Consider the following 12,008-nt stretch of genomic DNA (forward strand, 5'->3'; position numbering starts at 1 on the left):
GCCTAGGCCGAAGGGCGCAGCATCTCTGCCTCGCAACAAGGACTTACTGACATGGCACCCTGCCGTACCACCCCGAAACTGGCCGCCCGGTACCCGCCACCAAACCCACCAGGTGTTGCGCTATTGCTTGCGCCTGCGGTTGATCGCGTGTGTGCCGTCGCAGAGGGGCTTGATGGACGAGCGGCCGCAGCGGCACAAGGCGATGGTGGCGCGTCCCGAGTCGATCGGTTCGCCGTGCTCGTCGCGGAGTTCGAGCGGGCCGCGGACGAGCAAGGGTCCGTTCGGATAGGCGCGGATCGTCACGCGGTCGGGCTGATCCGCTTCGCTGATGCTCACAGGCGTCCGGTACCCGGGCCGAATCACCGCGGCATGGACCGGTTGTCCCCGGGTACTGAATGGCTCTTTGAAGGAGGCACCATGCAACTCCCACAGCCACGAGGCCCGTTGAGCAGTTGGCTGATCGCATACCTGCGCAACGCCACGACGTCCCCGCACCCAACGGTTGCTGTCGACGACGAGCCGTGGTCAGACGACGACCTCCAGCTGACGTTGTGGTGTTGCTACGAGCTCCACTACCGGGGCTTCGACGGGATCGACCCGGAAGCGGAATGGGATCCCGCTGTCCTGGCGCTGCGAGCCGCCCTCGAGGTGCCATGGTCGGCCTGGCTGCGACGCGCGCACATGCCGTCGCCGGCGGACTCCAACGCCAAGCCGTCACAGCTGTTGAGGCAACTGGTGCACTCCGATCACGGGCCGCCGTTAGCAGCCCACCTGCATCGGCGCGCAACGCTGGAACAGTTCCGCGAGTTCGTCAGGAATCGGTCCGTGTACCAGCTGAAGGAGGCCGATCCGCACAGCTTCGGCATCCCGAGGCTGGACGGTGCGGCGAAGGCAGCGCTGGTCGAGATCCAGGCCGACGAGTACGGCGGCGGCCGTCCCGAACGCATGCACGCGGAACTGTTCCGCGCGACGATGCGATGGCTCGACCTCGACGACACCTACGGGCACTACGTTCCCGACGTACCGGCTGTCACCCTGGCGCACTCCAACGTGATGTCCCTGTTCGCCCTGCACCGCAGGTGGACCGGCGCACTCATCGGCCATCTGGCCGCTCTGGAGATGACGTCCACGCTCCCCAACCGACGGTACGCCGCCGGCGCAACTCGACTAGGTGCGGATTCCGTTGCGGCGCAGTACTTCACCGAACACGTCGAAGCCGACGCAGTCCATGAACAGATTGCTGCGCACGATCTCTGCGACACCTACGCCGCGCAACATCGCGAGAACGCAATCGACATCATCTTCGGCGCCGCCTGCTCCCTCGGCCTCGACAACCTCATCGCCGAACACTTGATGACCTCCTGGACCGTCGGCGTGCCGGCGACGACCTCATGAACACGCACCAGGTCCAGTTGCCGGTCCACGTGAACCTGTGGTTGCACGGCTGTTGCACCCCGGATGGCTCATCGCTTGTGTAGATCTGCTCCGTGCTCGTAACCGTTCGGGTGGATAGGCGACGGATCCCGGTCTAACCTGTGGATCTGCCTTTCAACGGTTGTCGCCAATTGCCACCGCTTGCCCGTGTCTGATGGAACAGCGACGGAACATGGAAGATCTCGGTGTCCCGGACCGCGAGGTCGAACGCGTTCAACCCGGCGGTCGCCTCTGAGCATGTCAGGCTGGCCCGGCGGCGAGCTGATCTAGCGCTACGGCGTCCGCGTCGCCGACGAGGAAACGCGAGCCGAGGGTTCTAAATCGTCGAAGGCGTGTCAGCGCGCTACGTCTTGGGAGCCGGCGGCTGACAATCAGTTGGTGGGCGACGTCGCGAGGTTTGGTGTTGGTGTCTGGGAACACCTCCTGAGGATCGCGAACGCGCGGTGGACGTCGTACCGTTCCATCAGGATGCCCATCGCGTGGCCGACCAGCTCGCGGCATTGATCGCCTCCGCGAGGCTGCCTCCCTGCGGGCTATCGCAACTCCGACTGACGTGTGCCTTGGCAGGATCTGCGAACGATTCGTCGTCCGAGTCGAACGCGTCCGGGGGCACGGTGCACGACTCCAGCACACCCACCGTGCCGGAAGGGGCCGTCAAGGGAACATCGGCCGCAGGTTCTCGGTACCCCGGTCAAGGGCAGTCCCGTGTAAGTAGCTACCTCGGACGTAATTGTTTCAGCTCCGCGTGGAGGTGTTCCGCCCGGTCACCGAGGATGCGATGACGACCAGCACAGCCGAGATCGCGATAGCCACGATCCACCGCACCCAGTCGACGCCTGGGCTGCCATTACCGCCGAACGCGGTGTAGACGAACCACCCGATGATCACTCCGCCGATTCCGCACAGGATGGTGAGCCAGATCGGGATGTTGTCCTTGTTGCCCGGCGCAACGAACTTTCCGAGCAGGCCGATGATGATGCCGGCGACGATGACTCCGATGATCTCCATGGTTCCGTTCCTCTTGTAGCTCCGGATCGCTGAGGTGATATGACCGCAGCAACCAGCCCTGTGCCCAAGCCACAAACCCCGATACTCGCGGCCAGGAGGGAGACCGTTGGGATCACTGCCACAGCGCCGGCTACGTCCGGCGGATGACCGACAACGGCTTCGCAATGGTCACGGTGGGCGGCTCGGAAGCGCGCGCACGGTGCCGATGTGATCACTCCACGCGGATCACGACTCGGCGGCAGTCTCCCGTGCGGCATCGGCTGCCGCACCCTGCAGATTGCCTACCTCTTCTCGAACTGTCCCCGGTGTCCGATGAACCGGCCGGGTGATTCGTGGCGGACGTCATCTGACGCCCCCGTCTGTTCCCGCCGCTCGAGCAGCCCAATGCGGCCGCTACAAACCTCCATCCGGCCGCCAGCTGATGTTGTTTCCCCGGGGGCATTGCCCAGGCGGCGCGGTCAGGCAGCCAGTGCGGAGCGAAGGACGCCCATGATCCGGCTCAGGAGCCTCGAGACCTGCATCTGGCTGACTCCGATCTCGGAGGCGATCTCGGCCTGGCTCCAGTGATCGACCATCCGCCGGCGCAGGATCAACTTGTCCCGATCTCCCAGGTTCTCGACGGCTGGCCGCAGCGTCTCGAGCTGGTTGACCAACTCGAACGTGTCCGCCCGATCCGGAACCATACCGCCGAGGGACACCGATGAGTCGACCCGCAGCGGAGCGTCCAGCGACGTCGGGTGAAAACAACCGAGGGCACGTTGCGCGTCCCTGATCTCCTCCACCGGAACCCCGATGCGGTCAGCCAACTCGTGCTCTGTCGGCCAACGGTGCAAACCAGCCGCGAGCTCGCCCTCGGCGGCACTGATCGACGCCTGCAGATTCTGGATCCGGCGCGGCGGGCGAACAGCCCACGCATAGTCGCGGAAGTGTCGCTTGATCTCACCCCGGATCGTCGGGAATGCGTATGACCGGAAGTCCGTGTCCGGACCCGGTCGATACCCTTGAACGGCCTTGACGAGACCGACGTATGCGACCTGGAATAATTCCTCCCGTTCCACACCACGGCCGTCGTACCTCAACGCAAGCGATCTCGCCATCGCGGCGCCTTGGACGACGGCCTCCTGGAGCAGGTCCTCACGGCGAACGCCGGCCTCTTCGGACGCCGTGCGAAGTAGAGATTCCGTCAGTGCGCTTTGGTGCTCACAGGACACGGACGATGTAGACACAGAGCGAGTAGTCATCACAATCTGGGGCGGCCTCGCCGGAAGCTGGCCGATCTTTGACCGCGGCGAAATGTGTCCCAGGCTCCTGTGGTCACGGTACCCAAGGCCATACACACGGATCACCGATCCGGCTCGCTACGCATTCAGCCAGCGGACGCCGATGCCTCCGCTGCCCTCGTGTTGTCAGCCTCTGGGTCGCCCCAATGGCCGAACAGGTTTCGCCCTGGCAGATGGGGTTGAGAGGCACGTGACCGCAACCCATCTGGCGGCACTTCCATCGGCGCACACATCAGTTGGGTGATTGACAGAATGTCGTCGGCCGCTGGCACACTTCTGCGAACCGAACAGGCACATTCCATCGAGCAGTGAACATCCTGCAACGCAACCTCCGTGACGTCGCCCAAGGACTGATCGACACTCCATTGCTGCGCCAATACCTGGGCGACACCAGGGGTGGTTTCAGTCCTCGAAGGCGTCCTCTACTTTCTCGCCGGCCTCCTTGACATCAGCTTTCGTCTGATCCGCACCGCCCTCAGCTTGCAGGTCGCGATCGTCGGCCGCATCACCGGCCTTCTCTTTCGCCTTGCCCTTGGCTTCCTCGGCCGCGTTCCTGAGTTTGTCGTCCGTGCCCATCAATCTCTTCTGCCTAGTCGCATTGCGCTAGGCCCCGGCTGCCCACCGTTGCGGGCTGCATGCATGCGGCGTGAGCTTGGCGGCGAGACCGCCCAGGTGATCGCGCGCACCTGCCATGTACGACAGGCAGGAATTAGTGACCCCGATCGAGCGCGTGCCACGGTAATGGCGGTTAGGCCGCGGGGTACCTCAATCTCAGCGCACTCGACCACAGCGTCATCCTCGGCGAAGCGTTACCCCGGACACCGGCAACCATCCCTCGTTGAACACGGCTCCAGAGGTGATCACATCGGTCACAACATCGCACACGCAGCCCGCAGTGGGGCGTGGGTACGGCGGCCCAGCGCACGGACAGTCCTGGCGCGTCGACGACGAAAACCCACCGGAAGCACTCGAGGTCCCAGGCAGCCTCACCTACCGGCTGATCCACCATCCCCGAACCCATCAGCCCGCGAGGGATCACCTCGGCAACTTCCTCTACATGCCGGTCACGCACCCAGCCGATGGCCACAGCCCGCTCCCCGGAGCGGCGCCAGAGCAGCTGCCGTCGGCCACGTGAGCTCCCGAACTTCTTCCCTCCAGGTCTTCGAAACACGAATCGGAGCGGCCCATCGCTAGCAGCTGCTCGACGAGCCGGATCTGGTCCCTGGCCGTGTTGTCAGGTTGCTCCGTTGCAGGTGCCGCAGGTCTGGTGCGAATCCTTCCTGAAGAAGTCGAAGAAGCCACCAGGTCGATTTCTGGACGGTCCCGGTCCTGCTGCTCTGAACACCGGGACCTGAAGCACCCGGTCGCGCGCGACCAGATGCTCCTTGCTCGTCCTGTGCCCGCACGCATTCCTCACTTCGTGGAAGCACGCCTGCACCAAGGCCAGGGGGCCCGATGATCAGTAGGCCTACCGCGTTGCGCGGCACCGGATCGCTCCACCGTCGCCTGAAGTTTCCCGATACGCCAAGAAATCATCCACGCCAACGCATCTGGGCCTGCTTGGTGGGTACCTAGGCCGACCGGCCAGGCGTGAGTCCAGTCAGGACTGCGTTTGGTTCCCAATGCTCTGAGGTCGACAAAGGAGTCGCGATGTTCCGTCATACGAAGCGGTTGCAGTTCGAGGCGAAGCCCGAGCGTCCGGATCCGGTCTATGCGCGCAAGCTGCAAGAGCTCATCGGCGGCGCCTACGGCGAGATGAGCGTGACGATGCAATACCTCTTCCAGGGCTGGAACTGCCGGATGGAAGGCAAGTACAAGGACCTCCTGATGGACACTGCGACCGAGGAGATCGGCCACATCGAGATGCTGGCCACCATGGTCGCGCGACTTCTCGAAGGCGCCCCGGTGACCGTGACGGCCGAAGCCGTCCAAGACCCGGTGATGGCAGCGATCATCGGCGGGATGGACCCGCAACAAGCGATCATCGCCGGCGGCGGCGCACTCCCGGCGAACTCCCAGGGAGTGCCCTGGAACGGCGGTTATATCGTCGCCAGCGGCAACCTGCTCGCGGACTTCCGCGCGAACGCCGCCGCCGAGGCGCACGGCCGCCTGCAGACCGCACGCCTCTACAACATGACCGACGATCCAGGCGTCAAGGCAACCCTGCAGTTCAACCTCGCCCGCGACACCGTGCACCAGAAGCAATGGCTGAAGGCGATCGAGGAACTCGAAGCCGACGGACTCGAAACGCCGATCGTGCCGAACGCGTTGTTCGACGAAGAAGACCAGGACCACAACCACACCATCTGGCGCCTGTCCGACGGCACCGACGGACCCAAGGGCGGCTGGACCGATGGCGACGACCCGCTGGAGTATCTGACCGATCCCGAACCCCTCGGCGGCCCGGCCTCCGCCCCCGCACCGGACCCGGCGCTGTACGGCACCTACTCCCCTGTCCAGGACCTGAAGGGCACGGTGAAATCCCAGACGAGGTCGGCAGCCCAGAAGGTTACGAAGAAGAAGTCGGGCAAGAAGTCCCGACGATCACGCAAGTAGCCGCCTGACGGGACGCTCGCTTGAGACAGGTGGGCGTCCCGGTGTGGCGGTGGCGGCACGGAGGTAGGTCGTTGAGACCGGTGCCTGAGCGACTCCGGAATTCGACGCCGTGCTGCGGCATCCCAGATACAAGTCAACGTCTGGTTGTCGTGACCGGTGCCTAGCCGCGCGCAGGGATCTCCGGCGATGGAACCGTGTGACCCAGTGCAGGCTCGCAGAGCTGTTCCTCCCGATAACCAGCGCAGACCAGCCGCTGCGCCAGCCGCTTTCGGCTACCACGCCACCATGATGCGAGGAAACCCATGGCAGATTTCTCACGATTCCTTCTGGGTGTTTCGGACCGTCATTCCAGGTTTGGGGGTACGGCGATGGACCGGCGCCTCTCGTGATCCGAGTCAGGCGGAAGGTGGCGGGGCGCCGCGTCCTTGACGCCTACCGGAGTAGGCGCGGTCGCGGAGCTCGCCTAGACAGCTCGGCACACCCAGCGGTTGTCGCAAGCAAGTACTTCGCTACCTCGAGGACAACCTCCGGCAACTTCCGTCCAGGCCCGGCGGCGCACCGCTCGCCGGGCCTGGGCGGGATCGTCAGGGTTGAGAGATGTCCTGGACGACGTCACCGGTGTCGGAGTGGCCGAGGCTGCGGGCGACGTCGGCCAGGGCCAGCATGCCGACCAAGTCATGGCCATCGATCACCGGCAACCGCCGTACCTGATGGTCGCTCATCGTCTTCATCGCCTCTTCGGCACTGTCGTCGGCCCCGATGGTCACCAGCTTCCCCTGCCCGAACTGCCCCGCTGTCGCCGATGCCGGATCGCCACCGTCCGCAATGCACTTCACGACGATGTCGCGGTCGGTCAGTATCCCTTTCAGCCGATTGTCATCACCACAGATCGGCAAGGCGCCGACGTCCAACTCCCGCATCTTGCGGGCGGCCTCGACCAGGCTCTCGTTCTCACCGACACACTCGGCACCGGCGGTCATCAACTCACGTGCGGTCGTCATGTTCGAACACCTCGCAGGACCTCGTAGTTCGCATGGTCTCCCGCTGGTGCCCCACCGCCGGGCTTACATTCGCCAACATCTCAAAGTCATGGCGAACGGGATGGTCACTGCGTTCTGGTTGCGTGTTCGGTTCGTAGCTGGTCGGTGGTCACGTTGATGTCGGCGACCTGCCCGGCGAGGACTGGGTTGCTGTCCTCGAGCTGTGCCCCGGCCTCGGCCAGTGGCACCAGCAGGGTTGCGGTGTCCCTGTCGCCGAGCGCGTGAAGAACGCGATCGACGCTCTCCTGGGTGGCGGGGTCGAGGTCGTCGAGCGCGGTGATCTGGGCCGCGAGCCGGCGCAGGCGGGCCGCGTTGTCCCGGGCCCATTGAGAGACGGCGCGTTCACCGGCGCGCCGGTCGCGGGCTGCCTGCACTCGTTGTTCGCCGGTCATCCCGTCCTGGTCGGTCGTGTGCGGGTTGAGTCGCAGATAGCGACGTTCGGCGGCCTGCCGGCTGGCGACGCCGAGCGCGGGGGCGAGCTCGGTCCAACTCACTCCCCGTTCACGCGCGGCACCGATGAGCAGCGGCTCCCAGGTCGCGAGCCGGTTCTGCACGACCCGCAATTCGGCCAGCGCCGCCAGCACGTCCATCGAGTCGACTCCGGCCCCTGAACCGCCAGGATCGAGGACCTGGGGTGTGAGCTGCTGGACGGTCTGCTCCACTGCGGCGAGCGCATCGGCGACCGGAGCCGGGGCGTCTCCTGGCCGGAGGTCGGCTGCCACCCGTCACCTCCTCGTTGTGTCAGCTATTAGATGACATCCATGCTTGTCATCGTTTCGATGACATGTTATACCGGAGGTGCGTATTGGCACCAGTTGACTCGATGACACAGGAGGTGCAGGACGATGTTGATGCGCACAGACCCGTTCCGAGAGTTCGACCGGCTGACCCAGCAGGTCTTCGGAAGCCAGGCGCCGGGCACGTGGTCGCGGCCGACCGCCATGCCGATGGACGCCTACCGGCAGGGCGACCAGTACGTCGTTTCCTTCGATCTTCCCGGCGTCTCGGCGGATGCGATCGATCTGGACGTGGAGCGCAACGTACTGACGGTGAAGGCCGAACGCAGGCCGCTGGAGCTCGGTGAGGACGTGGAGATGCAGGTCGCCGAACGTCCACTCGGGGTGTTCTCCCGGCAGCTGTTCCTGGGTGACACGCTGGAGGCCGACCGGATCGAGGCCGGCTACGAGGCCGGCGTACTCACGTTGAGGATTCCGATCGCCGAGCGGGCCAAGTCGCGCAAGATCTCGATCGCGAACACCGACAGCGATCGCAAGCAGATCAACGCCTGACCCGACGCCGCGACAGGGCTTGTTGTTGTCGACGGGGTGAGATCGATGGCGGTAGACACACAGCAGCTACTCGACGAGGACGAGGCCTTCCTCGACCTGGCGCTCGCCGATGACGAGCTGATGCGGGCCGAGTTCGATGCCGTGATCTCTGCCTGCTGGGAAGCGCCGTACGAGCCGCCCCTCGACAACCCCTGTCCACCCGCCGCGGATGGACTGCACGGCCACCGTCGCGAAGGGCAAGCCGGCCATCCATCCCTCTCGGTCTGGTGCCCCCGCGACGACCTGCCGGTCGCCCCCGCGGCCCTCCGAAGCACCGGGCGACGGACGCGCCCGACTGATACCGGTACGCCGGAGGACTCTGAACAAAACCGACCATGAACGAAGTCCCAGACCAGGTGATGCGGCTGCCCGCCAAGTCACACTCCACCGCGTATGCATCGCTTGGATGCGCTTACCTGGCAACTCAACACTTTTATTGCGGACCTTCCTGCACATTGGCGACAGCAGGATGGGTCTGGTGCAGGCCTGCTCGTGATTCCGCCAAGTAGGCGAGGCGACGCAAGGTCTCGGTGTTGCGCCAGTGCAAGAGCGGGTCGAGGACCGGGCTCGGGACCAGATTCGCGGGGCGTTCGACGGCCTCCTCGCGCATCACCAGCAGGCAGCCGTCCGGGCGGATCGTGGCAACGAACTCGACCCGGCCGGCTCCGGCGGGCCAGACGCGGACCTTGATCACCAACCGGCGGTCCGGCTCGAACTCCTCGACCGTGGTCACGTCGTTCACCATCAGCGGCCAGACACCGACCGAGTGGTGAATGCTCGTCCCGGCCTCCGGGAACCCCTGATCCACCGACCGGACGCGTGCCGCGCCGACCACCCATCCGGCGTACGACCACCCGTCTCCCAGCACCGCGAACACATCCGCGGCCGAAGCACGCACCACCCGCTTGTTCTCACTCATAGCCGCTCGGTACCCACCACGATCCCTTCTACTGCTGAGGAGCACGAATGCGGAGGGGGTGCAGGTACGACGCCGACAGGTCTCACGGGTGTCGTCCCCCCTCCGCGGCCAGGCGCACAGCGAAATGCAGGAAGCTCCCGTCAGCACCGCACTCGTGGGTGTTCTCGGCCGCCGGCTGGCCGTTCATCTGCAGCAGACCACAGCTTGGCTGGCCGATCATCCCCCACCAAGCATGGCCGGCTGCCGATCCGGGTCCTGCATTTCTGTCGCGGAGAATCTCTTTGACACCGGCATGGAGCGATGTTCTCGGGGTACCTGAAGCCTTCTGACGCGCAGTCGCCGCAGTTGAGGACCGGAATTCCTCTCTATCCTGCAGCGTTGTATTTCGTGAGTGACCTTTTCGTTGTCGTGACCGGCGCCAAGACCCGCGCGGGACCCGCCTCCGCGGAACTGCGTATCCCAGAGCCACCGGCCATCACGATTCGAGGAACCCATGGCACCCACCAGCGTCCTTTTGGACCGTCCCACCCAGCAGTCAAGAGGAAGCGACTTCGCACCGCTGCTGCGCGAGATCAAGGCATCTGGACTGCTGGAGCGCCGTACCGGGCACTACCTGGTCTCGATGGCGATCAATCTGCTGTGTTTGGCTGCCGTCGTCGCCGGGCTGATCCTCCTCGGCAACTCCTGGCTCGTACTGCTGCTCGCCGTACCGGCCGCGATCTTCACGACCCGCGCCGCGTTCTTCGGCCATGACGCCGGCCACCAGCAGATCGGCCGATCCCGCCGAATCCACGACGCCATCGGGCAACTGCACGCCAATCTGCTGCTCGGGATGAGCTACGGCTGGTGGAACGACAAGCACAACCGCCACCACGCCAACCCCAATCACTCCGACAAGGACCCTGACGTCGCCGCCGGCGTACTGGTCTGGACTCTCGACCAAGCCGAGGGGCGCACGGGACTGTACGCCTGGCTCAGCCGCAATCAGGCCCGGATCTTCTTCCCGCTGCTGAGCCTCGAAGGCATCAGTCTCAAGATCTCCGGCATCAGCTACCTGGTCAGCCGCCGGCCGCGCCGCAGGGCCGCCATCGAGCTCGGCCTGATCGCCATCCACTTGACGGCGTACTTCGGTGGACTGTTGCTCATCATGTCGCCGCAGAAGGCCCTCGTCTTCGCTGCGATGCACCACGCGCTGTTCGGACTGCATCTCGGTAGCGTGTTCGCTCCGAACCACAAGGGTATGGAGATGCCCGACCATGCCACGACCTGGGGGCACCTGGAAAAGCAGGTCCGCACGTCCCGCAACGTCAACGGCAACGCCGTCACCGACTGGATGATGGGCGGCCTGAATTACCAGATCGAACACCACCTCTTCCCCAGCATGCCCCGCGCCAACCTGCGCCGCGCCCAAGCCGCTGTCCGCACGTACTGCGAACGCATCGGAATCCCCTACATGTCCACCGGGATCATCGATTCCTACGCCCAGGGACTGCGGCACATGCACGACGTCGGCCGCCAACTCCGCCGTCCGAACCCCCTCTCAGCAGCAACAGTTGACGCCTCATGAGCGCGCACCCCGACAGCAGGGATGGTGGACCGCACCGAGACCTAAACCGGCTCGATCACCTTGCGTTGCCCGCTCACGTGTACGTGTGGTCGCGCGGTCACTGGCGCCCGGGATGGCTCATCGCCTGTGAAAACCAGCCGTCCGGCTGGCGAGGGCTGGTTCAGCACCACGACGAGCACGACGTCGAGACCACCGAATGGCTCGATGCCGAACAGATCCAGTTCCACAGGAACCCGTAGTCACCGGGGCGAAGCCCCGTCCTCGACGTCCAGGGACGGCGCCGATCTCGAGCTCATGACCGTCCTCGACCCCCGTGTTGAGACGACAGCCCCAGGGACCGACCATCACTCAGGGCATCAATCCTTCAAGGCGTCCATCGCATTCTCGCCGGCCGGCTCGAGGTTCGCCTTGGTCTGGTCCGCCTCGCCTTTCGGCTTGCAGGTCGCGATCATCCGTCGCAGCGCCGGCCTTCCCTTGACCCTGCCCTCATCGCTCGCTCAGCTCCGTGACGCCCAGCCCCGTCACAGTCGTTTGGTGCGGGGTGAGCAGGTCGTCCTGCTCGATGGTGAAGGTAACTGTGAAGACCGGCGACGCATCCGTTTCGTCGATCTCATCGATCACGCCGCGCGTACCGGCTGGGATCTTTCCCTGCCAGAACCCGCCGAGGTCAGTCGCAGCCGCCACCTCGTCACCACGCTTGAAGCTCATCTATCGATCCCCTCCGCGGGCGGACTTCGTCTGTGTCATCGAGAACTCCCGCCAGATCGGTCAATTGCCACGCCCAGGTACCCATCGATATGTCGTCCGAGTCAGGTTTGGCCGGAGATACCCGGGTACCTGATGGCATGAACAGAGCCCATCGGGTCGGCCTGCTGA

13 protein-coding genes are annotated in these 12,008 nt (G+C 65.0%); 4 read left to right on the forward strand and 9 right to left on the reverse strand.

Translation table 11 applies throughout. The features are described 5' to 3' along the window. Positions 1 to 120: 120 nt before the first annotated feature. Positions 121 to 336, reverse strand: a complete 216-nt coding sequence (locus ACIBG5_RS35495) for a CDGSH iron-sulfur domain-containing protein (RefSeq protein WP_396395922.1) — start codon at positions 334 to 336, stop codon at positions 121 to 123. A gap of 81 nt (positions 337 to 417) precedes the next feature. Here ACIBG5_RS35495 and ACIBG5_RS35500 point away from each other — a divergent pair, with 81 nt between their 5' ends. After that, positions 418 to 1,395, forward strand: coding sequence for an iron-containing redox enzyme family protein (locus ACIBG5_RS35500; protein ID WP_396395923.1), 978 nt, complete (start codon positions 418 to 420; stop codon positions 1,393 to 1,395). Positions 1,396 to 2,169: 774 nt separating this feature from the next. On the opposite strand, the gene ACIBG5_RS35505 is transcribed toward ACIBG5_RS35500, so the two are convergent. The 3 genes from ACIBG5_RS35505 to ACIBG5_RS35515 form a co-directional block, all read right to left on the reverse strand. Further along, positions 2,170 to 2,442 (reverse strand): GlsB/YeaQ/YmgE family stress response membrane protein, encoded by a 273-nt coding sequence (locus ACIBG5_RS35505; RefSeq protein WP_396395925.1) that lies wholly within the window; start codon positions 2,440 to 2,442, stop codon positions 2,170 to 2,172. 458 nt (positions 2,443 to 2,900) lie between these two features. Continuing rightward, positions 2,901 to 3,539, reverse strand: a complete 639-nt coding sequence (locus tag ACIBG5_RS35510) for a sigma-70 family RNA polymerase sigma factor (RefSeq protein ID WP_396395926.1) — start codon at positions 3,537 to 3,539, stop codon at positions 2,901 to 2,903. A gap of 585 nt (positions 3,540 to 4,124) precedes the next feature. Continuing rightward, positions 4,125 to 4,298, reverse strand: coding sequence for a CsbD family protein (locus tag ACIBG5_RS35515; RefSeq protein ID WP_396395927.1), 174 nt, complete (start codon positions 4,296 to 4,298; stop codon positions 4,125 to 4,127). A 1,074-nt stretch (positions 4,299 to 5,372) separates the two neighbouring features. Between ACIBG5_RS35515 and ACIBG5_RS35520 the strand changes: the two genes are divergently transcribed. Continuing rightward, on the forward strand, positions 5,373 to 6,278 hold the full coding sequence (locus tag ACIBG5_RS35520) for a manganese catalase family protein (RefSeq protein ID WP_396395929.1): 906 nt from the start codon (positions 5,373 to 5,375) through the stop codon (positions 6,276 to 6,278). Between the two features lie 584 nt (positions 6,279 to 6,862). On the opposite strand, the gene ACIBG5_RS35525 is transcribed toward ACIBG5_RS35520, so the two are convergent. Together ACIBG5_RS35525 and ACIBG5_RS35530 are read right to left on the reverse strand one after the other, a co-directional pair. Further along, entirely contained in the window at positions 6,863 to 7,279 is a 417-nt protein-coding gene (locus tag ACIBG5_RS35525; protein WP_396395931.1) for a CBS domain-containing protein, read from the reverse strand. 104 nt (positions 7,280 to 7,383) lie between these two features. Further along, positions 7,384 to 8,040, reverse strand: a complete 657-nt coding sequence (locus ACIBG5_RS35530; protein WP_396395932.1) for a hypothetical protein — start codon at positions 8,038 to 8,040, stop codon at positions 7,384 to 7,386. 123 nt (positions 8,041 to 8,163) lie between these two features. Between ACIBG5_RS35530 and ACIBG5_RS35535 the strand changes: the two genes are divergently transcribed. Then, complete coding sequence (locus tag ACIBG5_RS35535) at positions 8,164 to 8,607, forward strand: Hsp20/alpha crystallin family protein (RefSeq protein WP_396395933.1); 444 nt, start codon at positions 8,164 to 8,166, stop codon at positions 8,605 to 8,607. A gap of 66 nt (positions 8,608 to 8,673) precedes the next feature. Here the strand turns inward: ACIBG5_RS35535 and ACIBG5_RS35540 are convergent, their stop codons facing one another. Both ACIBG5_RS35540 and ACIBG5_RS35545 read right to left on the reverse strand, forming a co-directional pair. Further along, on the reverse strand, positions 8,674 to 8,856 hold the full coding sequence (locus tag ACIBG5_RS35540; protein ID WP_396395935.1) for a hypothetical protein: 183 nt from the start codon (positions 8,854 to 8,856) through the stop codon (positions 8,674 to 8,676). A gap of 223 nt (positions 8,857 to 9,079) precedes the next feature. Continuing rightward, positions 9,080 to 9,565, reverse strand: coding sequence for an SRPBCC family protein (locus tag ACIBG5_RS35545; RefSeq protein ID WP_396395936.1), 486 nt, complete (start codon positions 9,563 to 9,565; stop codon positions 9,080 to 9,082). Between the two features lie 493 nt (positions 9,566 to 10,058). Between ACIBG5_RS35545 and ACIBG5_RS35550 the strand changes: the two genes are divergently transcribed. Further along, positions 10,059 to 11,132: a fatty acid desaturase family protein gene (locus ACIBG5_RS35550; protein WP_396395938.1), complete on the forward strand. Its 1,074-nt coding sequence runs from the start codon at positions 10,059 to 10,061 to the stop codon at positions 11,130 to 11,132. A gap of 486 nt (positions 11,133 to 11,618) precedes the next feature. On the opposite strand, the gene ACIBG5_RS35555 is transcribed toward ACIBG5_RS35550, so the two are convergent. Further along, positions 11,619 to 11,840, reverse strand: a complete 222-nt coding sequence (locus tag ACIBG5_RS35555) for a hypothetical protein (protein WP_396395939.1) — start codon at positions 11,838 to 11,840, stop codon at positions 11,619 to 11,621. Positions 11,841 to 12,008: the final 168 nt, after the last annotated feature.

The sequence above is a fragment of the Kribbella sp. NPDC050241 genome (genome assembly GCF_044459685.1).
Lineage (GTDB): Bacteria > Actinomycetota > Actinomycetes > Propionibacteriales > Kribbellaceae > Kribbella.

Bases quoted from the DNA above. Each gene is read 5' to 3' on its own strand.
- ACIBG5_RS35500 (WP_396395923.1), top strand. From the start codon at position 418: ATGCAACTCCCACAGCCACGAGGCCCGTTGAGCAGTTGGCTGATCGCA.
- ACIBG5_RS35505 (WP_396395925.1), bottom strand. From the start codon at position 2,442: ATGGAGATCATCGGAGTCATCGTCGCCGGCATCATCATCGGCCTGCTC.
- ACIBG5_RS35510 (WP_396395926.1), bottom strand. From the start codon at position 3,539: ATGGCGAGATCGCTTGCGTTGAGGTACGACGGCCGTGGTGTGGAACGG.
- ACIBG5_RS35515 (WP_396395927.1), bottom strand. From the start codon at position 4,298: ATGGGCACGGACGACAAACTCAGGAACGCGGCCGAGGAAGCCAAGGGC.
- ACIBG5_RS35520 (WP_396395929.1), top strand. From the start codon at position 5,373: ATGTTCCGTCATACGAAGCGGTTGCAGTTCGAGGCGAAGCCCGAGCGT.
- ACIBG5_RS35525 (WP_396395931.1), bottom strand. From the start codon at position 7,279: ATGACGACCGCACGTGAGTTGATGACCGCCGGTGCCGAGTGTGTCGGT.
- ACIBG5_RS35535 (WP_396395933.1), top strand. From the start codon at position 8,164: ATGTTGATGCGCACAGACCCGTTCCGAGAGTTCGACCGGCTGACCCAG.
- ACIBG5_RS35540 (WP_396395935.1), bottom strand. From the start codon at position 8,856: ATGGCCGGCTTGCCCTTCGCGACGGTGGCCGTGCAGTCCATCCGCGGC.
- ACIBG5_RS35545 (WP_396395936.1), bottom strand. From the start codon at position 9,565: ATGAGTGAGAACAAGCGGGTGGTGCGTGCTTCGGCCGCGGATGTGTTC.
- ACIBG5_RS35550 (WP_396395938.1), top strand. From the start codon at position 10,059: ATGGCACCCACCAGCGTCCTTTTGGACCGTCCCACCCAGCAGTCAAGA.
- ACIBG5_RS35555 (WP_396395939.1), bottom strand. From the start codon at position 11,840: ATGAGCTTCAAGCGTGGTGACGAGGTGGCGGCTGCGACTGACCTCGGC.